Annotated in this window: 19 protein-coding genes; 12 read left to right on the top strand and 7 right to left on the bottom strand. The window is 71.7% G+C overall.

The features are described from left to right. Positions 1-165: 165 nt before the first annotated feature. The 3 genes from ACZ4TO_RS31050 (at position 166) to ACZ4TO_RS31040 (ending at position 3047) form a co-directional block, all read left to right on the top strand. The gene (locus tag ACZ4TO_RS31050; RefSeq protein ID WP_468025944.1) at positions 166-690 is read left to right on the top strand and encodes a hypothetical protein; all 525 of its coding nucleotides are present in this window, start codon (positions 166-168) and stop codon (positions 688-690) included. Positions 691-737: 47 nt separating this feature from the next. Beyond that, positions 738-1058 (top strand): ArsR/SmtB family transcription factor, encoded by a 321-nt coding sequence (locus tag ACZ4TO_RS31045; protein WP_382778547.1) that lies wholly within the window; start codon positions 738-740, stop codon positions 1056-1058. 294 nt (positions 1059-1352) lie between these two features. Beyond that, positions 1353-3047 carry an LCP family protein gene (locus tag ACZ4TO_RS31040; RefSeq protein WP_468025943.1) on the top strand — a complete coding sequence of 565 codons (1695 nt, stop codon included), beginning with the start codon at positions 1353-1355 and terminating at the stop codon, positions 3045-3047. 13 nt (positions 3048-3060) lie between these two features. On the opposite strand, the gene thpR is transcribed toward ACZ4TO_RS31040, so the two are convergent. Together thpR and ACZ4TO_RS31030 are read right to left on the bottom strand one after the other, a co-directional pair. Continuing rightward, the gene (gene thpR, locus ACZ4TO_RS31035; RefSeq protein ID WP_468025942.1) at positions 3061-3657 is read right to left on the bottom strand and encodes an RNA 2',3'-cyclic phosphodiesterase; all 597 of its coding nucleotides are present in this window, start codon (positions 3655-3657) and stop codon (positions 3061-3063) included. A 70-nt stretch (positions 3658-3727) separates the two neighbouring features. Then, positions 3728-4951 (bottom strand): saccharopine dehydrogenase family protein, encoded by a 1224-nt coding sequence (locus ACZ4TO_RS31030; RefSeq protein ID WP_468025941.1) that lies wholly within the window; start codon positions 4949-4951, stop codon positions 3728-3730. A 126-nt stretch (positions 4952-5077) separates the two neighbouring features. On the opposite strand from ACZ4TO_RS31030, the gene ACZ4TO_RS31025 reads away from it, so the two are divergent. From ACZ4TO_RS31025 to ACZ4TO_RS31015, 3 genes are all read left to right on the top strand, one after another. Further along, positions 5078-5821 (top strand): TetR/AcrR family transcriptional regulator, encoded by a 744-nt coding sequence (locus tag ACZ4TO_RS31025; RefSeq protein ID WP_468025940.1) that lies wholly within the window; start codon positions 5078-5080, stop codon positions 5819-5821. Positions 5822-6287: 466 nt separating this feature from the next. Beyond that, on the top strand, positions 6288-9488 hold the full coding sequence (locus ACZ4TO_RS31020; RefSeq protein ID WP_468026143.1) for a TIM-barrel domain-containing protein: 3201 nt from the start codon (positions 6288-6290) through the stop codon (positions 9486-9488). Between the two features lie 151 nt (positions 9489-9639). Continuing rightward, a complete protein-coding gene (locus tag ACZ4TO_RS31015; RefSeq protein ID WP_468025939.1) occupies positions 9640-10776 on the top strand; it encodes an ABC transporter substrate-binding protein in 1137 nt (378 codons plus the stop codon). A 184-nt stretch (positions 10777-10960) separates the two neighbouring features. Here ACZ4TO_RS31015 and ACZ4TO_RS31010 read toward each other — a convergent pair whose 3' ends face one another. Continuing rightward, entirely contained in the window at positions 10961-11380 is a 420-nt protein-coding gene (locus ACZ4TO_RS31010) for a VOC family protein (protein ID WP_468025938.1), read from the bottom strand. Between the two features lie 369 nt (positions 11381-11749). Between ACZ4TO_RS31010 and ACZ4TO_RS31005 the strand changes: the two genes are divergently transcribed. The 4 genes from ACZ4TO_RS31005 (at position 11750) to ACZ4TO_RS30990 (ending at position 14850) form a co-directional block, all read left to right on the top strand. Continuing rightward, positions 11750-12325 carry a hypothetical protein gene (locus ACZ4TO_RS31005; protein ID WP_468025937.1) on the top strand — a complete coding sequence of 192 codons (576 nt, stop codon included), beginning with the start codon at positions 11750-11752 and terminating at the stop codon, positions 12323-12325. A 223-nt stretch (positions 12326-12548) separates the two neighbouring features. Next, the gene (locus ACZ4TO_RS31000) at positions 12549-13229 is read left to right on the top strand and encodes an adenosylcobinamide amidohydrolase (RefSeq protein WP_468025936.1); all 681 of its coding nucleotides are present in this window, start codon (positions 12549-12551) and stop codon (positions 13227-13229) included. 125 nt (positions 13230-13354) lie between these two features. After that, the gene (locus tag ACZ4TO_RS30995) at positions 13355-13870 is read left to right on the top strand and encodes an AMIN-like domain-containing (lipo)protein (protein ID WP_382778538.1); all 516 of its coding nucleotides are present in this window, start codon (positions 13355-13357) and stop codon (positions 13868-13870) included. A 218-nt stretch (positions 13871-14088) separates the two neighbouring features. Further along, on the top strand, positions 14089-14850 hold the full coding sequence (locus tag ACZ4TO_RS30990; RefSeq protein ID WP_385041547.1) for a hypothetical protein: 762 nt from the start codon (positions 14089-14091) through the stop codon (positions 14848-14850). 124 nt (positions 14851-14974) lie between these two features. Here ACZ4TO_RS30990 and ACZ4TO_RS30985 read toward each other — a convergent pair whose 3' ends face one another. The 4 genes from ACZ4TO_RS30985 to ACZ4TO_RS30970 all read right to left on the bottom strand — a co-directional run bounded on the left by ACZ4TO_RS30985 (position 14975) and on the right by ACZ4TO_RS30970 (position 20339). Continuing rightward, entirely contained in the window at positions 14975-15304 is a 330-nt protein-coding gene (locus ACZ4TO_RS30985; protein WP_385041550.1) for a hypothetical protein, read from the bottom strand. A gap of 146 nt (positions 15305-15450) precedes the next feature. Next, positions 15451-17043, bottom strand: coding sequence for an alpha/beta fold hydrolase (locus tag ACZ4TO_RS30980; protein WP_468025935.1), 1593 nt, complete (start codon positions 17041-17043; stop codon positions 15451-15453). Next, positions 17040-18290 (bottom strand): alpha/beta fold hydrolase, encoded by a 1251-nt coding sequence (locus ACZ4TO_RS30975; RefSeq protein ID WP_468026142.1) that lies wholly within the window; start codon positions 18288-18290, stop codon positions 17040-17042. The genes ACZ4TO_RS30980 and ACZ4TO_RS30975 overlap by 4 nt, the downstream gene beginning before the upstream one ends. A gap of 729 nt (positions 18291-19019) precedes the next feature. After that, a complete protein-coding gene (locus ACZ4TO_RS30970) occupies positions 19020-20339 on the bottom strand; it encodes an MFS transporter (RefSeq protein ID WP_468025934.1) in 1320 nt (439 codons plus the stop codon). Between the two features lie 100 nt (positions 20340-20439). Here ACZ4TO_RS30970 and ACZ4TO_RS30965 point away from each other — a divergent pair, with 100 nt between their 5' ends. Together ACZ4TO_RS30965 and ACZ4TO_RS30960 are read left to right on the top strand one after the other, a co-directional pair. Further along, complete coding sequence (locus ACZ4TO_RS30965) at positions 20440-21525, top strand: DUF5937 family protein (protein WP_468025933.1); 1086 nt, start codon at positions 20440-20442, stop codon at positions 21523-21525. Between the two features lie 110 nt (positions 21526-21635). After that, positions 21636-22310 (top strand): hypothetical protein, encoded by a 675-nt coding sequence (locus ACZ4TO_RS30960; RefSeq protein ID WP_468025932.1) that lies wholly within the window; start codon positions 21636-21638, stop codon positions 22308-22310. The last annotated feature ends 4 nt before the right edge of the window (positions 22311-22314 follow it).

The raw sequence follows: 22314 nt of genomic DNA, 5'->3' as shown, positions 1-22314 counted from the left end.
CCTGCCTGAACGCCTGACGGATCGCCAGGCGATTTCGCCGGCGAGGGGCTTCCCTCGCGGTGTCCCGGCGGGGGCGAGTGCTCGCGGATTCCGCCGCGGCGTCCTGCCGTACATTCGGGCCATGACCTACCGGACGCACCCCGCCCCGCCCCGTCCCGAGCGCCCATGAGCGGCTGGTGGGCCTACCTGGAGGAGCGGACCCGCCAGGACGTCGACGCGAACGTGCTGCGTGATCACCGGATCGCGGCGGTGCGGGACGTATGGGTGGCGCTGCGCCCCCTCGGGCTGGGCCTGCACCAGGCGGAACAAGTGGTGCACGCGCGCTACGAGGCCCTCGGTGACCGCGTACGGTACCGACCGCCCGATCCCCTCGACCCCCCCTCCCTCGCGGCCCGCGCCGAGGAGCTTCCGGGCCGGATCGCCGCGATCGAGGCACTGTGGGACGGCGACACCGTGCACGACTGGTTCGTGGTGCTCGTCGCGGTCCTGGACGACCCGGCCGGTGACGGACACCTGGCGACCGTCCTCCAGCGGCGCGGCGGGCCCCGGCCGGGCACCGCCGCCGCGGAGGCGGGCCGGGCGCTGGCGGACCTGCTCGGGGTGCCGTTCCACTTCGCTTCCCCGGACGTGCCCGACGACGAGGCACCGCGCTGGCGAACCTTCCGGAGCTCGCCGGGTCCCCGGTCCTAGACTGGGGCGGCGCACGAGTGAGGCCGTGAAGTGAGCGGGTGAAGGCTGTGACCGGGAACGCCGGTGGTGTCGAGGATCCGTCCGCCGAGGTTCTCGCCGACGCGGCCGCCGCGTTCGGGCTGCTCGCCTCCCCGGCCCGGCTGCATCTGATGTGGGCGCTGTCGCAGGGTGAATGCGACGTCACGCATCTCGCCGACCGGGTCGGCGGCGCGCTGCCTGCGGTCAGCCAGCATCTGGCCAAACTGAAGCTCGCCGGCCTCGTGCGGTCCCGCCGCGAGGGACGGCGGCAGGTCTACTACGTGGACGACCCCGACATCGTCACCGTGGTCCGGGTGATGATCCGGCAGCTCACCGCGCGCTCGCGGTGAAGGCGCGGGGCCACCGAGGCCCGCGTGGCCGGATTCCGGACGGCCGCGGAACGGGAAGGCCCGATCCGACGTCTCCCTTCACGAGACGGTTCCATCAAGGGCCCCACGCGTGACATGAGATGCCTCACCCGGGAAACGCCGGGGGGCTCCTGCCGACCGGGCCATCACTTTGTTAGATTGCGCAACTACGCAAGCCGGAAAGACGCCCGCTTCACTCGCCCGTAGACCGCAGGACATGCCGCCGTACCTCCGAGGGACGGGGCTGACGGGCCCGACTGTTCATGGGAGTGGGAGATGAGCGACCCGTGGGACGGCTCGGGCGGCCAGGCGACACGCAACCGCAGGTCCCAGGTGCCCGGACAACGCACGACGCGACCTGACGGAGCCGGACTCCCGGGCGACCGGTTCACGTCCCGAGGCGGCGCCCACTCACACGGCGGCAAGCGGGCGCACAGGTCGGGCCGCGGCAGGCGGGTGCTGAGGACCGCAGGGATATGCGTCGCGCTCCTGGTGCTGGGCACGGCGGGCGTCGGATGGTGGTTCTACGATCACCTGAACGGCAACCTCGACACCGTCCCCCTGGACGGCAAGGGCGGCACGGAGAAGGCGGACGCCTTCGGCCGCACCCCCATCGACATCCTGGTGATGGGCTCGGACGGCCGGACGAGCAAGGCGGACTGCAAGCTCGGCGGCGGCTGCGCCCGGACCGGGGTGCAGACGGGCAGCAACGCCGACGTGCAGATGGTGGTGCACGTGTCCGCCGACCGCTCCAACGCGACGGTGATGAGCATCCCGCGCGACACCATGACCCGCGTCCCGGCCTGCAAGGACGGTGAGACCGGGAAGTCGACGGCCGGCTACTACGGTCAGATCAACAGCGCGCTCCAGTACGGCCCGGCCTGCCAGGTGGCCACGGTCCACCAGCTCACCGGCATCCCGATCAGCCACTTCGTGAAACTCGACTTCTCCGGCGTGGTCAAGATGTCCGACGCCGTCGGCGGCGTCTCCGTGTGCGTCAGTGACGACGTCTACGACACGTACTCGCACCTGAAACTGTCCAAGGGCAGCCACACGCTCCAGGGCGTCGCGGCCCTGCAGTTCGTCCGCTCCCGGCACGGGTTCGGCGACGGCAGCGATCTGGGCCGTACGGTCTCCCAGCACATCTTCCTCAGCGCGATGATCCGCAACTTCAAGAGCGCGGGCACCCTCACCGACCCCGGTGCCGTCTACCACCTCGCGGACGCCGCCACCAAGGCGCTGACCGTGGACGAGGGCCTGGGCTCCGTGAAGAAGCTGATCGGGCTCGCCTCGGACCTGGACAAGGTGCCGACGAAGCGGATGACGTTCACCACGATGCAGACGGCTCCCGACCCGGCCGACAAGAACCGTGTCGTGGTGGGGGCCGGCGCGAAGAGCCTGTTCGCGACGATCGCGGACGACAAGTCGCTGACCACCGCGTCGGGCAAGAAGTCCGCGGCGGCCTCCGCGACGAAGAAGCCCGGCGCCTCGGCCGTGCCCGCCTCACGGGTCGCCGTGACCGTGGAGAACGGTACGGGGATCACCGGCCGCGCCTCCGTCGTCGCGGCCGCCCTCACCGGGAAGGGCTTCAGCCCGGCGACGACCACGACCAACGCCCCGGTCTCGGCGACCACCACGACCCTCACCTACGGCACCGGTCAGAAGGGCGCGGCCCAGACCGCCGCCAAGGCCCTCGGACTGTCCGCCTCACATCTGAAGCAGGGCACGAGCCCCGGTCTGGTCCTGGTGGTCGGCAGTGACTGGCCCAGCGGCACCACCTACCCCGGCGGATCGTCGTCCGGCACCGACGACGGCAAGGGTGCGGTCGCCGACGCCCACGCCTCCACCGCCGACGAGGCCAAGACCTGCGCCGCGGTCAGCCCCTACAAGACGGTCAGCCTCAACGGCGTCCCCATGACTCCGGCCCAGGCCTACGCGGCGGCGCGCGACAAGCCGGACTCCGACGAGTGAGGGGACCCGCCGCTCAGGAGCCGGGGGAGTTCCCGTCGCCGAGGGGCCACGACTCGATGTCGCGATAGTGGATCGGCCCGCTGCTGCGGCCGGCGTTGCTGCCGACCAGGTGCAGGCGTTCGGCGGGCCACTCGCGGCCGGTGAACCCGGCGAGCCCGTGAGCGATCTCGCCCGTGGAGGTCCGGTCTCCCCTGCGGGCGCGGGCCAGCGTCAGATGGGGACGGAAGGGCCGTTCCTCGAAGACGACTCCGCAGTCCTTCACGGTCGTCCGCACATCCATGGCGAGCGCGTGCAGTTCGTCGAGGTCTCCGTCGATTCCGCTCCACAGCACACGGTCGTCGAAGTCGCCGCTCCCGCGCAGGGCCAGGGACGGCGGCCGACGCGCCGCGGCGAGGCCGGCGAGAGGCGGCCGCAGGAGCGGAACGGTCTCGACCGGCAGTTCGCCCAGGAACGCCAGGGTGATGTGCCAGTCCTCGATGCGGTTCCACCGCATCTGCGGATGGGTGCCGTAGGCGGGACGCAGCTCCCGGGCCAGTTCCTCCTTCGCGTGGTCGGGCGGGGCGAGGGCGATGAACACGCGGACGGTCGCGGGCGGAGTCTGATCATGCACACCAGACTTCATACCGCACCCTCCACCGGTGACGACGCCCCCGCCGTGTGCCATGGACCACGCCCGGGTGTCAGCCCTCCTCGCGCAGGCCCCACGGCGAGCCGTACTCGTTGAGCAGGTCGAGGAAGGGGCGGGGCGGCAGGGCCTCTGGGCCGAGGACGCCGGTTCCCGACCAGGCTCCGGTCGCGACGAGTTCGAGGGCGATGACGGGATTGATGGCGGTCTGCCACACCACGGCCTGCGATCCGTACTCCCGCATCGACCACTGGTTGTCGACCACGTGGTAGAGGTACACCTCGCGAGCCGAGCCGTCCTTGGTCCCCTTGACCCACGTGCCGGCACAGGTCTTGCCGCTCATGCGGTCGCCCAGCGTGGCCGGGTCGGGCAGACAGGCGGCGACCACATCCCGCGGCGAGACCTCCACAGGCCCGTTCGCCGAGGGGACCGTGACCTTCCTGGTGGAGTCCAGACCCAGCTCGTGGAGGGTCTTCAGCTTGGCGATGAAGTCGTCGCCGAGGCCGTACTTGAACGTCACCCGGCGGGCGTCGACCCAGCGGGGGATGAGCAGGACCTCCTCGTGCTCGACGTTCACGCACTCCACCGGGCCGATGCCCTCGGGGAAGTCGAAGACCTCCGGCTCGCTGAAGGGGGCCGTGGTGAACCAGCCGCGGTCCTTCTCGTAGACCACCGGGGGATTGAGGCACTCCTCGATCGTCGTCCAGATGCTGAAGGACGGGGCGAAGTCGTATCCCTCGACCGTAAGGTTCGCGCCGTCGCGCACCCCGATCTCCTCGATCTCATCGAAGAGTTCGTCGGCCGCGTACCGGGCGAAGACGTCCGACAGACCCGGCTCCACGCCCATCCCGACCAGCGCCAGCCGACCGGAGTCCTCCCAGGCGTCGGCCTGCTCGAACTGGGCGTCGCCGAGCTTGACACCGCACTGCTCGTACGGGTCCGTGGCATGCGGCGCGGACAGGGACATCGCCATGTCGAGGTAGTGGGTTCCCGCGGCGCGGGCCGCGTCGAACAGCGGCATCACGAACCGGGGATCGGTCGCGTTCAGCAGTGCGTCGCACCTCTCCTCGGTGAGCGCACGGCGCACGGCGTCCTCGTCGGTGGCGTCCAGGCGCATCGCGCTGAACCGGTCCCCGTGCTCCTTGAGGGCCGCCACGGCCGCCTCGGCGCGGGCGAGGTCGTAGTCCGCGACGACCATGTGGGTCAGGAAGTCGCGACGGGCCGCGATCCGAGTGACGGCTGTGCCCACGCCGCCCGCGCCCACGAGAAGTACTCGCATGTCACACACCTTTCGTCGCCGGAAACGAACGTCACCGGCCTGGACAGATGCAACGGGATGTCCTCGGTTAAGGTCAATCATGTTGGCATAAGGGGTGTCGGCGCGCGGTGAGCCGGAAGGGTCGGCATGGCGAAACAGGTGGTGCCGGAGACGGAGCGGCGCAGGCGGCGGCCGACCCGGCAGGGCACGGTGCTGTCCGAGAAACTGATCGTGGAGACGGCGTTGCGGATGCTGCGGGAGCACGGCAGCACCGGACTGACGGCACGCAGACTCGGTACGGCACTCGGTGCCGACCCGAGCACCCTCTACCGCTACTTCGCCGGACTCGACGACCTGACCAGGGCCATCGGCGAGGAGCTGACGGGACGGGCGCTGGACACCTGGACGGCCACCGGGGACTGGCGGGCCGACCTGCGGGCGCTCGGCCAGGCCATTCACGCCTCCTACCTCGCCCATCCCCAGGCCGCCGTGCTGACCGCCAGCCGCGTCACCGGCCGGCCGCGGGAGATCGCGGTGGACGAGACGATCCTGGGCATCCTGCGCGGCGCGGGCTTCCCGGACGTGGACGCGGTCGTCGTCTACCACGCGTTCATCGACCTCACCCTGGCCTTCGCGGCCCTGGACGCCGGGTCGCTGGCGCTGACGGACGAGGCCCGCGTGGCGGACGAGGAGATGTGGCAGTCCACGTACGCCGAACTGCCCGCGGAGACCCACCCGCACATCGCGGCCACCGCGCGGCTCCTGGCCGGCCGGATGACCCACAGCGCCTACCCCGTCGTCCTGGACACACTGCTGAACAGCGCGGCCGAACAACTCGCCTGGTCCCGCGCCCGCCGCTACCCGGACCCGACGAACACGCGACATCCCTGACGCGGAGGCTTGCGCCGACGCTTATGCCAACGCCGTGAGCGGCTTGTTTCGGCCGACATCTCCGTCGTGGGCTCTATGGACACCGCCGGAGCGGACATGCTCTGATTCCCGGGTTGATCTCCTCGGGCGCGGGCCGACGCCCGTGCCGTCCCGCACCGCAGTACCGCCGCACTCCACCACCGCCGCACTGCTGCACTCCCGTACCGCCGCACTGCCGTACCGCCGGACGATGCCGCAGCCCGACCCCGCTCGCGAGCGGCACGGCATCTCCGGGTCTCGACCGGCACAGGGGGCGAGCCTCCCTGCTGAGAGCAGAACGGATGCGCGTATGACGACCGCGTCAAGGACATCAGAGACCGCACGAACGGCAAGGGCGTCGAGGGCGTCGAGGGCGTCGAAACGACGACGGCTGAGACTGGTGCGACGGCAGGCGAGCCTCGCCGCGGTCCTCGCCGTGTCGGCCACCATGACACTGACCGGCGCCGGCTTACCGGCCGCCGCTGACCCGCACACCCTGCGCGTCCCGACCGTCACCTCGGGGAACGCCCGATTCGAGATCCTCTCACCCACGCTGATCCGTACCGAGTACGCCGGGGATCGGAAGTTCACCGACGCACCGACGTTCAACGCGATCGGCCGCGACGGGTTCGAGCCGGCCGCGTACAGCGCGACGACCTCCGACGGCTGGCTCACCATCAGGACGAGCGCGATGAGCCTGCGCTACAAGGTCGGCTCGGGTCCCTTCGACGCACAGAACCTCTCGACGCGGTCGGTGGCGGGCGGCACCCCCGTGACCGCGGCCCCCTGGCAGCGCCTGACGTGCGCGCTCGGCGCCCTGTGCGAGGCCGAGAGCCTGCGTCTCGACGGGGCTTCCGTCGCCTCGGACCACGTCGGCCACACCGGAAGCGGCTTCGCCGCCGGATTCGAGGGCACCGGCAGCTCGGCATCCTCTGACATCGATGTCAAGGACGCCGGGACCTATCAGTTCGACCTGCGCTACGCCAACTCCCGCGGCGGAGACGGCCAGACCCGCACCCGTACGCTCACCCTCACCGTGGACGGCGGCGCGCCGCAGACGATCTCCCTACCGGTCACGGCGAACTGGGACACCTGGAACACCACGTCGGCGAGCGTGCGACTGGGCGCGGGTCACCACACCCTCGCGCTGACCCGGACTGCCGCGGACTCCGGTGACGTCAACGTCGACAGCGTCGCCCTCGTCCGCCCCGGCGACCCCTATCCGCCCGTCTCCAGCACCGCGATCCTGGACTGCGCGTACGGCACGAGCTGCGAGGCGGAAGCCGGCCGCGTCGGCGGTACGGCCGTCGCCGCCACCGACCACCAGGGATACGCCGGCAGCGGCTTCGTCGGCGACCTCCACCAGGGATCGAGTCTGACGACCCACCTGGTCGGCGTGCCCGCCGACGGCGTCTACACCCTCCGGGTCCGGTACGCCAACGGCGTCGGCGGCGACGGCCTCCACCAGCAGCGCACCGCCACCGTGTCCGCCGCCGGCACGAACACCACCCTCTCGTTGCCGACGACGAAGGACTGGGACGACTGGCAGACGGCCTCGCTGCCCGTCACCCTCACCGCCGGCACCGACGACATCACACTCAACTGCCCCGACACGGCGAGCTGTCACATCAACGCGGACACCGTCTCGGTGACCGCCGCCGGGACGGCCGCACCCCAGCCGCACCTCGCGCTCGGCGGATACCGCCGCGGCCTCGACGGCGTGACCGGCAACGAGAAGTCCGTACCCACCACGCCCGGACTGCTCAACCGGGACGGCTGGTACCTCCTCGACGACACGTCCTCAGCGGTGTACGACGCCACGGCCCACCGGGCGACACCCCGCCCCGACCACGGCGGCACGCCCTACCAGGACGGCTACGTCTTCGGCTACGGACACGACTACAAGCGGGGACTCACCGACCTCGCCACGCTGACCGGCCCGCCCGCGCTCCTGCCGCAATGGGCCTACGGCGTCTGGTACTCGGAGTACATCGACCGCACCGCGGCGGACTACGAGAACGCCATCCTCCCGGCGTTCCGCGCCGAAGGAACCCCGCTGGACGTCCTGGTGACCGACACGGACTTCAAGGCCGTGAACACCTGGAGCGGTTGGGAGATGGACCCGGCGAAGTTCCCCGACCCCAAGGGCTTCTTCGACTGGTCCGCCGCGCAAGGACTGCACAACACACTCAACGTGCACCCCAGCATCCTCGCCTCCGACCCCCAGTTCGCCCAGACGCAGGCCACGGCCAAGGGCAGGCTGACCAGGGGGGGTTGTGCCTCGGGTGCCGCCGTCGAGGACAACTGCTACACCTTCGACTTCGGCGACCCGGACCAGCTCAAGGCGTACATGGACCTGCACCGGACCATGGATCAGCAGGGCAACGACTTCTGGTGGCTCGACTGGTGCTGCGACGCCTCGCAGTCGTCCCTGCGGGGCGTCACACCCGACGCGTGGATCAACCAGCAGTACGCCACCGCCAGTTCCGCCGGTCTCGGCCGCGGCTTCGTCCTCTCCCGTGCCTACGGCTCCTTGCAGGCGGCCGGGTACAGCGGCCAGCAGGGGCTGCCCACCGGGCCCTGGGCCGACAAACGCAGCACCGTCCACTTCACCGGTGACACCTCCTCGACCTGGGGCGCGTTGAAGTTCGAGGTCGGCTACACGCCCGGGGAGTCCGCCGCGACCGGCATGGCGTCCATCACCCACGACATCGGCGGCCACAACGACACGACAGGGCTGACCGGTTCGGAGAAGTACACCGAGGGCGGGCAGACCCGCACCACGCGCAAACTCCCCGACGACCTGTACGCACGCTGGGTCCAGTTCGGCACGTTCCAGCCCGTCGACCGGTTGCACAGCAACCACAGCGACCGGCTGCCCTGGCAGTACGGGCCCGCGGCACGGCAGTCGGCCGACACGTTCCTCAACCTCCGCGAGAACCTGGTGCCTTACACGTACACGCTCGCCGAGGAGGCGAACCGCACCGGCGTGCCCATCGTCCGGCCCACCTACCTGGAGTACCCCGACGAACCCCAGGCCTACGCCACTGCCGGCAGCGAGTACTTCTACGGCTCCGACATCCTCGTCGCGCCGGTGACCACGCCGGGAACCTCCGCCACCACCTCGGTCTGGCTCCCGCCCGGCCAGTGGACGAACTATTTCACCGGTGAGACCTACACCGGTGGCGGCACCCGGGACATCACCACCGGCCTGGACTCGATGCCGGTCTTCGTCAGGGCGGGCGGCATCCTCGCCACCCGCACCCACGACGTGAGCGGCAACGACAAGAACCCGCTCACCGACGTCACGCTCACCGTCGCCGCCGGCCGGGCAGGATCGTTCAGCCTGTACGAGGACGACGGAGTCGGCAGCCACAAGGGCCGGAGCGCCACGACGACGATCCTGTACCGGCAGAAGGGGGAGCGTCACACGGTGTCGATCGGTCCGGCACGGGGCTCCTTCCCCGGTCAGGTCCAGAACCGCCGGTGGACGATCGCCCTCATGGCGGCGCACGCACCGACGAAGGTCTCGGCGACCGGCGTGAACCTGTCGCCGAGTGCGTACCACTGGGATGCCGCCTCCAAGCTGCTGACGATCACACTGCCCCGCCACAACGTGCGCGCCCCGATCACCGTCACCTACCAGTAGGGAGGGCAAGTAACCTCCTGGAGCGACCCAGGTCCGGCCGCGGAGCGGCAGCACACCGCCTCGCACCACACCGCTCCGCGGCCGGCCGTCCCCGACGGCCCGACCTGGCGCCCATGGAGCGCAGTACAAGGTCCCAGGGAGACACCGACCCATGCAGCCGCCACCGCCACAGCCCGTCTCCCCGTCGGAGTCGACGTCCGCCGGGACACCGACCGAAGGATCGTCCGTACGCATCGGCGCGCTCGTCCCGCTGACCAGACCCGGCTGGGCCGAGGCGGGCCGTCATCTGCTCGCCGGACTCGAACTGGCCGTCGGTGAGGTCAACGGCGCCGGCGGGATCGCCGGGAGACCTCTCGAACTGGTCGTCCGGGACACCGCGGCCGACCCAGGCAAAGCCGCCGCGGCCGTGGACGAACTCGCCGGGCTGGGTGTGGCCGCCCTGGCGGGGGAGTACCACAGCGTCGTCGCGCGGGCCGTCGCCGCGAGAGCCGATGTCCTCGGTGTGCCGTTCCTCTGTTCGTCGGCGGTTCTCGACACGCTGACCGAGCAGCCGACGTCATGGGTCGCACGGCTCGCCCCGGCGCAGTCCCACGGCTGGAGGATCTACGCCGACTTCCTCCTCGGCGCGGGCCACAGCCGTATCGCCGTGGCGGCCGAACCGAGCGTCTACTGGGCGTCCGGGGCCGGCATCCTGCGCGACCGCCTCGCCCCACACGGCGGTTCGGTCCTCGAACTCGACATGCGTGCGCTCACTCCCGCGGCCGTGTGCGACGAACTCGTCGGTCATGGCGCGACGGCGCTGCTCCTCCTCGTCGGGTTTCCGGAGCCCGCCGTGTCGATCGTCGAAGCGGTCCGCCGCGACCGGCGGTTGTCCGAGATCTTGATCGGCGCCCCGGCCGGGCAGCCGGAGTTCACCGAATGGGTCACGCGGTCGGGCGCCGACGGAGCCGGCGTCCCGTTCCTGCGCTACCTGCCGGAGCGTCCGAGTCCCCTGGGCGCGCGGGTCGAGAGGGCTTTGCGGGACGGGCTGGGCCGGGAGCCCTCCTTCGTCGCCTTGGAGGGCTACGACACGGTGACCGTCCTCGCCGACGTCCTGCGCACGCAGGGCGCGGACCGGGCACGTATCGCCGCGGCGTGGCCGGGCGTCGACGTCGAGGGGACCCGCGGGCGGATCCGGTTCTCGCGTGTGCCGGGCATCGGCGTCTGGCAGTGGTCGTGGGCGCCGGTTCAGGTCGTGGAACGAGATCCGGCCGACCCCGATCGATTCCGAGTGCTGCACTCCGGGTGAGAGCACTTGCGTGCTGGGTGCTGGGTGCTGGGTGCTGGGTGCGGCGGTCGAGTGCCGCACCCGGCACCCGCTGTGGGACCGGACGGGTCGGGCAGGGCGGCGACCGGGACGGGCCGGGCGGGATGGTCGGCACGGCCGGGACGGGTCAGGTGGTGCCGGGCCGATCAGGTGGTGCCGGGACGGGTCAGGCCGAGGGAGCCCCGGTGATGTTGACCATCCACTCGATGCCGAACCGGTCGGTACACATCCCGAACGTGTCGCCCCACATCTGCTTCTCCAGCGGGACCGACACCTTGCCGTCGGCGGACAGCTTGGCCCAGTAACCCCGCAGGTCGGCGTCGTCGTCGCCGCTGAGACTCACGGCGAAGTTGTTGCCCGCCTTGCGTTCCATCCCCGGCGGGACGTCGGCGGCCATGATGGTGAAGCCGTTGGGGGCCTCCAGCATGCCGTGCATGATCTTGTCGGCGAATCCGGGAGGCGCCTCGGAACCGAAGGCGCCGAACTCGTTGAGCGCCAGTTCGCCGCCGAAGACCTCCTGATAGAAGGTCAGGGCCTGCCGGGCGTCACCGGAGAAGCTGATGTAGGGATTGAGACGAGAGCCCACGGAAGATCCTTTCGTGACGGTACGTCAGAGATGCACCCTAGCCGTGACGCGCTCGGCAGCGAGGCATCCGAGCCCGACGGCGCGCGCTGGTTCGGGCACGTTAGGCGGACTCCGCGGGCCGCGGTTCCTCCGGGACGAGTGGCGAACTTCCTGGTCAGGTGCTGTGCGGGTTCTCTCCCGTCGTGGTCATCACTGATCCTTTCCCGGAGTGGATCGATCACCGCCTGACGAGCGGTCCGTTGCCCTCCTACGGTCGACAGTGATCCGCCGGCCGTGGCTCACCTGACCCGACCGCGGCCGGCGGACGGGTGTGCCGCCGCATGCCCGCGTTCACCGAGGCCCGGGTGTCCGGGCCCGCGAAGGGGGAGAATGCCTGTGAGACTCATCCATAGATCCATCGCCCGGTTGGCGCGGCGCACGGGGCTGCTGGCCACCGCCCTCGCCACGGCGATCGTCTCGGCGGTGGCGCTGGCTCCTCCGGCCTCCGCGGCGACGTACCAGTACGACTGCCGCCGACTCCTCGGGGACGGTTCCTACAGTCGTCCTCTCGCCCTCGGCAACGTCACCGGCCGGACGGTGATCGCCGTCAACTGCCCGCCGCTGACCTCCGGTGCGTTCTACACCAGGCGCTTCTTCAGCTTCACGCTCACGCGTCCGGCGCGCCGCCCCTCGTACGCCGGCGCGGCCTTCGGCCTCGACCGCAATCACCGGTCCGCGGTGAACCCCTCGCTGCTCAGCGGCCCGTACACGGTCATGCACACCGGCGCCGGACTGTGGACGTACAACCGCGCCGGTGTCGCCAACGGCCGCTTCCTGCCGCTGGGACCCCTGCCGGGCGGAGGAATGCTGCCCGCCGGCACCTACCGGCTCGAAATGCAGAAGCTGACCTCGCCTCTGGGATCCCTCGGCACCCCGTGGTTCAACGTCATCGTCGTCATCTCCTGAGACACCCCCAACGCCCCCGCAGCCGCTGGGTCCGTGGCCGCGTACCGCGGTCGAAGCCACGGTCATCGGCCGGTGGCCGCGTGGGGCGAGGTGTTGGCGTGCTGGGCGCTGTGATCGGGGGACTCGCGAAGGGGGGGACTCCCGGTCGGGCAGGGTGGCGGCGGCGTCGGAGTGGGGTCGCGCGTACGATCGGCCCGTTCCCCCTCGCAAGGAGTTCTGCCCGGTGACCGCCCTCGTCCCGCCGCCGCGACCCGTCGCCGGTCTGATCCGCGTGGAGCGGCTCACCCGCGTCGAGGACGGTGAGGAGTTGAACGCGCTGTTCTGGCGGGCGGGCGCCGGATGGCGGATGGTCAGCAGCGCGGTCCTCGGCGGCGGCATCGCGGAACACGGGTGGGTCCTGAACGCCCAGGTCTCCCACGGCTACCGGCGCACCGATCCGGCCCGGCACCTCGCCGAACTGGCCCGAGCCGTCGGCGCGCACGGGCCGGGGGTGGGACTGATGACGGCCGCCGACGTCAGCCGGTACGCCGACGCCCACGACGGGGGTGCGGAGGCCGTCGTGACGGCAGGTCTGGGGGTACGGGGCTGGGCCGCGGCCCCCGCCGAGTCCGTACGCCGTCCCGCCGCGCCCGGCACGATCAACATCGTGGCCGCGCTTCCCGTGGCACTCGGTGACGCCGCACTGGTCAACGCGGTGAGCACGGTCACGGAGGCCAAGGTGCAGGCGCTGCTCGACGCCGGGTACGACTGCTCCGGCACGCCCACCGACGCCGTGTGCGTCGCGGCCCGTACCCCGCGTCCCGGCGAAGAAGTGCACGCATTCGCCGGGCCCCGCTCGCTGTGGGGTGCCCGCCTCGCGAGGGCCGTGCACGCGGCCGTGCGCTCGGCCGCCGCCGGGGCGTGATCCGGGCCGCCGGGCGGCGGGCGGGCGGCCACGACAAGTCTCCGGCAGTGCAACCGTTCGGCCCCTCAGGATGTCTACGCTAGTGAAATAGTGTGTCCCCTTCACCAGGAGCAACTGGGGGCGTCATGCACCATCACCCATCCCGCGCAGCCATAGTCGCCGGCACGATTCTCGCCGCCGTCGGCGCCACGATCCCCGCCTCCGCGGCCGCCCAGCCGACGGCCGCCGCCACGCCTACCTCGCCCGCCCGTGTCGTCAACGCCCGCTGGGCCGGGCACTGCACCTACGACCGGCTCGTCATCGACATCCAGGGCGGCACCCCGTCCGTCGCCGTGAGCCGGGTCAGCACCCTCCGTTACGACCCTTCCGGCAGGAAGGTCCCGCTCGCGGGGAAGTACTTCCTGAACATCAGGCTCTCGCCCGCGGTCGCGCACAACAGCGCGGGCAACTCCGTGTACCGGGGGCCCCGACTGGTGAAGATCCCGTTGTACAAGCTGAAGGGACTGGCCCTGACCGGTGACTTCGAAGGAGTCGTCTCCTTCGGCACCGCGTTCCAGACCAAGCCCTCGTACAAGGTGCTCAAGCTGCACAGCCCCGAGCGTGTGGTCGTGGACTTCAGCCACACCAACCGCTGCGGCTGACGGCCGACTCGCACGGCGAGCCCGGACCTCGAGCCGAGGTCCGGGCTCGCCGTGGTCGTGGTCCGGGCTCGCCGAGGTTCACGCTCTGCTCGTCGGCGGTGAGTCCCGGCACCCCGCCCTCCGCGCGTCCCGCCGCGTCCCGCCGTCTTCTTCTCGTGGGTCAACTCCGTCGTGCAGACTGCTCGTTGACGTGGACGCGAGGGCGGGGGGAGCCGGTCGTGCGGCAGGATCTGGTGCTCAACCTCGTGGCCTCGCTGCTGGCGTTCGGCGTGGGCTGGCTCGGCCGTACGCTTCTCCACTCCTATCGGACGAGGATGCCGGCGGCGCGTGTGTGGCGGCTCGATCGCGACCGGCGAGTGGTCATGGTCGTGGGGGAGTCGGGCGGGCCGACCTCCGCGTACCCGAAGATCCCGGAGACCGACGCCCTCGCGGCCATGAACCTGCGGCAGTTCCTCTCTCAGGACCTGGGCCTGCACGAGGCGGCGACCGTCCGGGCCAGGGCCTTCGCGATGGCGTCGGACGCCGAGGAGAACCTGGTCGTGATCGGCGGGCCGGTGCACAACGGCATGTGGACCCTGCTGACGGACCGGCTCCAACCGCCTTATGTGTTCCGGCAGTTCCCCGAGGAGTACCGCATCGTCGCCGTGGACAGCGGCGAGGAGTACGGCGAGTCGGACGTGGACACGGCGACCCTCGTCGACCACGCCATCGTCGTACTGGCGCACAATCCCTTCGCGGCGGGGAGCCGCCTGATCATGATCGCGGGCTGCGCCCTCCTGGCCACCTCGGGGGCGACCCAGCTCTTCGCCCGCGGCGAGATCCGCGCCCTGGCCAAGGCGTACGACACGACGTCACCGCTGGCTCTCGTCGTGCGCGTCGAGAGTGTCGGCGGGTACGTGCGCCGGCCCGAGGTCGTGGCGGCCGCCCATTTCACCCAGACCCGAGCCACCCGCACCGCCCCGGCGACGCGCCCCGTCTGACCTCGGCGGGCCGGGCCCGAGGTCTCGGCGAGGGTGCTTCGGCAGGACCGCCGGCGCCCGCTCCGTGACGGACAACGCCGCCCGGATCCGGACGATGTCCGGTACGGGAGCACCCCCGCCGCACCTACATGTGGTCCCAGGTGCCCGGGGTGGCGTACTGGCCCGCGAGGCTGATCCGCAGGCCAGTCCGGATCGAGTCCTCGGTGAAGTCCTCCACGCCGCAGGCCTCGGCGAACTCGAGCGGGTCGAAGTTGGGGTCCTGGTGCCCGAGGACCTGGGCGACGACGAGCATCACGTTCGCCCGTACGTGGCTCGTCTCCTCCCGGGTGAGGACCTCGCCGGCGCGGTCGGTGCTCCGCCGGTGTCCCGCCTGGTCCGCCTTGAAGGGGGCGTCCGACCAGTCGTGGTTGAAGATCTCGGCGGCGAACTCGAGGGCCTGACGGGACAGAGCCATCGGGTTCCTCCTTTCGGTGGGCTGGGCGGCCTCATCACGACCGCTGCGTGCGAACCCTCGGCCGCTCGCGCGAGGGGCGGGCGAGCGCCGGGTCCGTCGGCTGCTCGCCCGCCCCGGGTGCGACGGGCGGCGTGCTGGGCCTGTCCTTACGGCGCGATCTCGAACCGCGGGGGCTGGAGGCCGGCGAGGCAGGACGTGTCCGCCGCCGTCGGCGTGTCGAAGAACGACTGGGTGATCGACTGCGCGCAGGGCGATTCGGCGAAGGCCACGTGGGCGACGTACGGGACGGTCACAGTCGTGGCACGAGGCAGGGTGCGGGCCACGTAGGGTCCGTTGCTCGGCGCGGTCTGCGCGTCGAACCCGGCCGACATGACCAGGGTGGGGATGTCACTGCGCACCACGCTGCGGACGGCACGCGGTTGCGCGGGCACGTTCCAGGCACGGCAGTCGTCGTGGAGGAACGGGAGCTGCGGGGCGTTGGCGAGGACGGAGCGGGGGAACGTGGGGAACACGCGCCGTCCCGCCCGGAGCACCTCGGCCTGGCTCTCGTACGGAGTCCACTCGCCGCAGAAGACGCCGAAGGCGAGCCCGTGCGCGACCCGGCCGATGGCCTGCGGGCTCAGCTTTCCCCCGGCCCACTGCTCGGCGATCCGCTGCGGGTTGCCGTGCGCCAACTCGTCGATGGAGCGTGGCACTCCGGACGCCAGGTGGGTGGCGGAGGTCAGCCAGGTCACCAGCGTGCCGCCGTCGATGACGACCTTCACCGGTCCGGGCTGACCGGGGACGGTGACATGAGTGGTGACCGGATGGGCCTCGAGCTTGCTCACCAGACCCTGGAAGGTCCGCGACAGATGCGGATAGCGCTGGTTGCACGTGGGCTCCTGGGCGCAGGCCGCGAACAGGCCGTCGAAGCCCTCCCGAGCGGCCTTCCAGGTGACGGCGCCCCCGGCCAGGGACGGCGGCAGCACTCCGTCGATGCCGACGGACCGCACGCCCTGCGGGTGCGTACGCATATAGGTCAGGGCCAGGTCCGTACCGTACGAGATGCCGAACACGTTCCAGCGCTTGATGCCCAGCGCGACGCGCAAGTCGGCGTAGTCGGCGGCGCTCTCGGTGGTGTTGTACGCGCCGAGGTCGGAGGTGCGCCGCACCAGTTGGTCGCGGCAGGCCCGCGTCGCCTGGACGTGCAGACGTCCGGTGGAGGGGGCGTCGTAGACCAGGCCGACGACGCGGGCGTTGAACTCGTCGATGTTCGGGCAGGTGAGCACAGGATCGGCGGAGTAGGTCCCCCGCTGGGACATGAAGATGACGTCCCGGTCGCGGTTCAGGCCGCCGTCGACCGCCAGTTGGGCCTCGGAGACGGCGTCGTCGCCGGGCCCGCCGGCGAACCACACGATCGGGTCGGACGGGTGCCTGCGGGTGGCGGCCGGCACGATGGCGACGGAGAGGGTGATCTTCCGTCCCCGGGGCCGGGAGCGGTTCTCGGGCACGGTGAGCGTGCCGCAGTTCGCCCCGTCCAGAGCGGGGACGGGGTCCGCGGTCCGTGGACAGGGGCCCGGTACGAAGCGGGAGTGGCCGGCGGTCCGGGCGATCGTGCCCGGAGTCGTCGAGGCGCCGGGCTCGGCCTCGGCGGGGGCCGCGGCGAGACCGGCGACCAGGAGGCCGGCCGTGGCCCCCGCCAGTGCGGCGGGGAGCCGTCGCGTGGCGGCGCGGTGGCGCGGCGGACGGATGGACATCATGACTTCTCCAGGGCGGGGACGATGGTGAACGGTTTCGGTGCCAGGCCCGCGCCGCAGCGGGTGTCCGGCGCCGTGGGACGCGTGAGGAACGAGGTCAGGACGCTTGCCGCGCACGGTGACTGCGGGACCACCCAGTGGCCGATTCCGGGGATGAGCACCGTCGTCGAGCGGAACAGCGTGCGGGCCGCGTACGCCCCCCAGCGGGCCCCCGTCTTGGCGTCGAAGGTTCCCGAGAGCACGAGCGCCGGCACGTTGCTCACCGTCGTCACCCGCTGCGCCCGAGTGCGGTCCGGGACGTTCCAGACGCGGCACGCCTCGTGCTGGAAGGGGAGCTGGGGTGCCTGGGCGAGCACCGAGTCGGGCCACCCGGGGAAGGCCCGGCGGCCGGCCGCCAGCAGGTCGGCCTGCGAATAGCCCGGCACCCACTCGCTGCAGGCCACGGACTGGGTGAGACCGTGCGCGAACTCGCCGATGACGGGTGTGGCGCCGGCGGCGCGGGCCCGCGCGAAGCGCTCGGGGTTGCCGTGGGCGAGTTCGTCGAGCGCCGCGGGCACGTCGACGGCCGGGACGGCGTTGCCGACGAGCAGATTGACGAGCGCGCCCCCGTCGAGCACGACCCTGACCGGCGCACCTCCCGCCGGAGGCGGTGTCATCACCGTCAGAGGGTGTGCTTCGAGCCGTCGCACCTGCTGGGTCAGCGTGCGCGAGAGGTTCGGGTAGCGGTTCCTGCACGCAGGCTGGGCCGCGCAGGCGGCGAAGATGGTGTCGATGCCCTCCTGGGCGCTGTCCCAGGTCCACGGCAGACTGACGATCTGCGGCGGTACGACCGAGTCGATCGCCAGCGAGCGGACGCCCTGGGGGTGGCGGCGGAGGTAGGTGAGGCCCAGGTCCGTGCCGTAGGAGTACCCGTACACGTTCCACCGGTGGATGCCGAGCGCGGTGCGCAGGTCGGCGAAGTCGGCTGCGTTCTCGGTGGTGTTGTAGGCGCTCAGGTCGACGCCCTCGCCCGCGAGACGGTCCCGGCACTGTCCGGTCGCGCGCACCAGGCGCCGTCCGGTCGACGGTGCGTCGTAACGCAGTCCGACGGATTCCGCGCTGAAGCGGTCGATCTCCGGGCAGGCGAGGTTCGGCTCCGCGTAGAGCGTCCCGCGCTGGGTCATGACGATCAGATCGCGGTCCTGGTTCACGCCCGCGCCGATGACGAACGGCATGTCGCCGAACGCGTCACCCCCGGGACCACCGGCCATGAACACGACCGGATCCGCGCCCGGCTTCGGCGTGACGGCCGGGATGATCGCGACGGCCAGCCGGATCGTCCGGCCGCCGGGGCGGGCACGGTTCTCGGGAACCTCCAGGAACCCGCACCGTCCCGGGACCGGTTCGGGCGTCGCGGGGCACGGGCCGGGCACGAACCGTGAGTGCGCTCCGGGCCGTGGCCCGCTCGCGGGGGCCGTCGCGGCGTGGCCGGGTGTCGGGGCGAGGACCCCGACGAAGGCCAGGCCCGCCGCGGCGACGGCCACCCTGGTACGGGCCTGGCGGGAGCGTCGGCGGGTGGAGGGGTACGGCGGCGTCCGCCCGGGGTCGAATGCGGAGCCGCCGCGGTGTCCTCCACCCTCGCCAGGGCCGCCGCCATCGCCGCTTCGACGGCCGTCGTCATCCCCCTTGCGACGGTCACCGCCGTCGCCGTGCCCGGGGCCGCCGTGCCGGCTACTGCGGTTCTCCCCGCCAACGCCAACGCCACCGCCACCGCCACCGCGTCCGCCACCGCTGCCGTTCCGTGCGCTCCCGCCGTCACCGCTCCCGCGAACGGTCGGCGGACAGCCCGTTCTGATGCGCTGTTCCCTCATGAGATCCCGTTTCTCTGACGTCCCCGACCACGCCGATGTCGCGGCGCAAGGCAGGGCTCCGCCCGCCACTGCCTGCTGCGGGCGGGCACCACGTGGGTCAGCCTCGGTGCGTGGACAGACGTCCACCACTCATGGGCTCCACTCGGAGCAGTCCTTGATCGAGGAGCGCGTTCCCCCGCGCGAGGCCGCGACGGAGCCTCCGCTCGGGACGGAGCCCGCTTTCGCGGCGGACACGCCGGCCGACGGCGGCTTCACCGGGCCCTTCTCGGTGACCACGGCGCCGGCGGCGAGGAGCGTCGCGGCGGAGAGGCTGCCCCAGAGGGCGGCGGGACCGTGCGGCGCGAGCGCCGTGATGGCCGCGGGGGAGACGGCGAGGCCGAACCCCGTGGAGAGCTGGAAGCGGGCGAGGACGCGTCCCAGGACCCGGTCCGGGGCGAGAGCGGTGACGAGCGCGGTCGCGCTGCCCGCGTAGACGATCTCGCCGACGGTGCAGACCACGGACACCGCCGCGACCGCCGGGGCACCCCATCCGGCCCCCAGGGAAGCGGCCGTGAGGAAGCCGAGGTACGACACGGTCAGCACCACCCCGCCGAGCCCCAGAACCGATCTCCTCGGGAAACGGGACAGGAACACGGTGACCGGAATCTGCAGGGTGACGACCAGCACCGTGTTGGCCACGAAGACGGCTGCCGACCATACGGGGGACGCGTGCAACTGCGTCACCAGGATCAGCGGGAGCGCGATCTCGGGGACGTTGAGGCAGAAGACGTAGACGACGTTCGCGGCCAGCAGCGCGCCCATCCGGGGCACGGACTCGCGCCTCCCGACCTCGGCCGGAGCAGGTGCCTGACGTGCGTGAACGTGAACCGACCAGGCCAGCGCCGCGGCCACGAGATAGGCGAGTCCGGTGACGACCGCCAGCACCCGCAACGCCTCGACGCCGCCCGTCAGGCACGCGGTGGCGACGAGCGCGCCCGCGCCCAGTCCGGCGTTGCGCAGGGCGCGGCCCGCGGCCAGTGCCGCGTCCCGTTCCCGGCCGTCGGCGACCGTGGCCACGAGAGCCGCGTGCGCGGCCGGCCAGGCCTGATTGCCGATGCCGAGGAAGAGGGCCGCCGTCGCGAACAGCCATGCGTGCCCGGCCGAGTCGGCCAGCAGCAGGACGACACCGAGCACGCGCACGAGCATCGACGCCGCGACGACCGTGCTGCGTGCTCCCCGGTCCAGCCACCGGCCCACCGCGGGCATGCACAGCAGACCCGCGACGACACCGACCGTCATGGCCGTGCCGGTGACCGGTGCCGACAACTTCGACACCGTCACCCCGTACAGCAGCAGAAAGGGGCGCAACAGGCCGGTGCCCAGGGCGTCCACCGTCAGGGCGACGACATAGCGGGGGCCTCCCGAGGCGCGGACGAACGCCCGGTAACGGGTCTTGCCGGTGATTGCCATGACGTCAAGAGGAGGGCCGGTCGGGAAGGTTGGGCACGTGAGTTGACGGAGATCGTCAACCGGCGGGGCCGCCGGCCTCCTCGTCGGGGATCCTGAGGACGTGACGTTGAGGATCGACATCGGCGGACTGCCGTACGAGCGCCTGCGCTTCGCCGCGTCCCCGCTGGCCGAGCTGACCGCGATGCTGCACGTACTGGCCGAGCCCGGACACCATCCACACCTGGCCGACTGGGCCGGCCAGGTCTGGGCCGCGATGCGGCCGGAACTGGCCGAGCGGCTGCGGGAGGCCGACTTCCTGTGGCGCTCCTCGCAGGCCGACTTCCTGCTTCCCGCCCGGCCCCGGCCCACCCTCGCCGAGGAACTGGACGACGTGGACGGAATCGACGACGAGACCTATGTGACCGCCGCGCTCGTCACCACGTGCGGCAGCAACCGGCTCTACTTCGGCACGCCTTCACCGCTGACCGACGCGAGCGCGCGGGAGCGGGCGCTGGACGTGGCCCAGGCCCGCGGTGTCCGGCAAGAGGCCTTCGCGGAACGGCTGCTCGCGGATCCCGCCGCGGTGCGGGCACGGGTGCGCGACACGCTCGAACAGTGCGCCGAGGCGTTCTTCGACACGGCCTGGTCGGACGTCGCCGTACGGCTCGCCACCGATCTGCGCCTGAAACACGACCTGTTGAGGCGCCAGGGCCTCGAGTCGACGCTCGCGTCGGTCTCCGGCGCGATCACCTTGGCGCCGGACGGCCGGTGCATCGTGGTGGACAAGGTCCAGGACAAGGCGACCTCCGCCCACGACACCGGAGTCACCTTCATCCCCAGCGTGTTCGGCAGCCCGCACCTTGCGGTGGTTCACGCGCCCGGCTGGCAGCCCGTGGTGCAGTATCCGGTCGCCGAACCACGTCCGTCGGAGCCGGTCTCGCTGGAAACGGTCACCCTGCGACTGGAGGCACTCGGTCATCCCGTGCGGCTCCGGCTGCTGCGCACCCTGGCCCGTGGCCCGCACACCACCCGCGAGTTGGCCCACGCCTGGGAACTCACACCCCCCGAGGTCTCCCGGCACCTGGCCGTCCTCCGGCGCGCCGGTCTGCTGACGTCCCGACGCCAGGGGCGCTACGTCCGCTACACCCTCAACCTGCCCGATCTGACGGCGCTGGGAGCCGACCTGCTGGCGGCCGTGCTGCGTTGAGCGGCTCAGGCGTCCGCGGTCAGCCGTCATGGGGCCCCCGGGTGCACGGGCCGGTGGCCGGTACACCTACGATGCCCTCTCCGCTGCGCAACCGACATGAAGGGGGAGTCGTGGCGATAGCGCCGTTCAAGCCCGAGGACCTGCTGCCCGGCGAGGGGATCATCCTTCGCAAGAACGCCAACGCGGTCATCGACGTCCGGCAGGCCGGCCTGTCCCGTTTCGCCTTCGACGACCTCATGTGGCTCGTCGGGATGCGGAACAAGGAAGCCATCGGCGGTCGGCTCTACCTGACCAACTACCGCCTGGTCTTCACCTCCCACCGCTTCAACCGAGTGCGTGGCTCGTTCAGCATCTTCCTGCCGTGCGTCGAGGAGGTCCGCGACTCCTCGTTCGCGGCCACACGCCAGATCACCGTGCACACGGGGACCCAGGACTTCACCTTCGTCGTCTGGGGCATCCCGCGCCTCCTCGAAACCGTCGACGAGTGCCGCGCCGAGTTCGACGCGTCGTACGTGGCCGACCTGGCCGCGATGGCCCTGGCCGAACCCTGGAAGCTGGGCGGCGGCTTCCGGATCGCCGCCCTCAACGAGAGGCTGAACATCGCCTTGAGCACGCTGCGGCGAGGCACCGGCGACTACGCCACCGCCGCGGCGTCCGTGGCCGGCCTCATCGACAGCAGGTTCAACCCGGCGGAGGCAGCCGGGACCCTGCAGGCCGCCGAGCTGCTGCTCCGCGCGGGCCAGGACCCGGCGGGTCGACAGGGGCAGGCGGGAGACCGTCGCTGAGGGC

The organism is Streptomyces sp. NPDC028298 (genome assembly GCF_055565895.1).
Note: the sequence above shows the minus strand (reverse complement) of the source record. Positions and strands in the feature narration are given on the sequence as shown.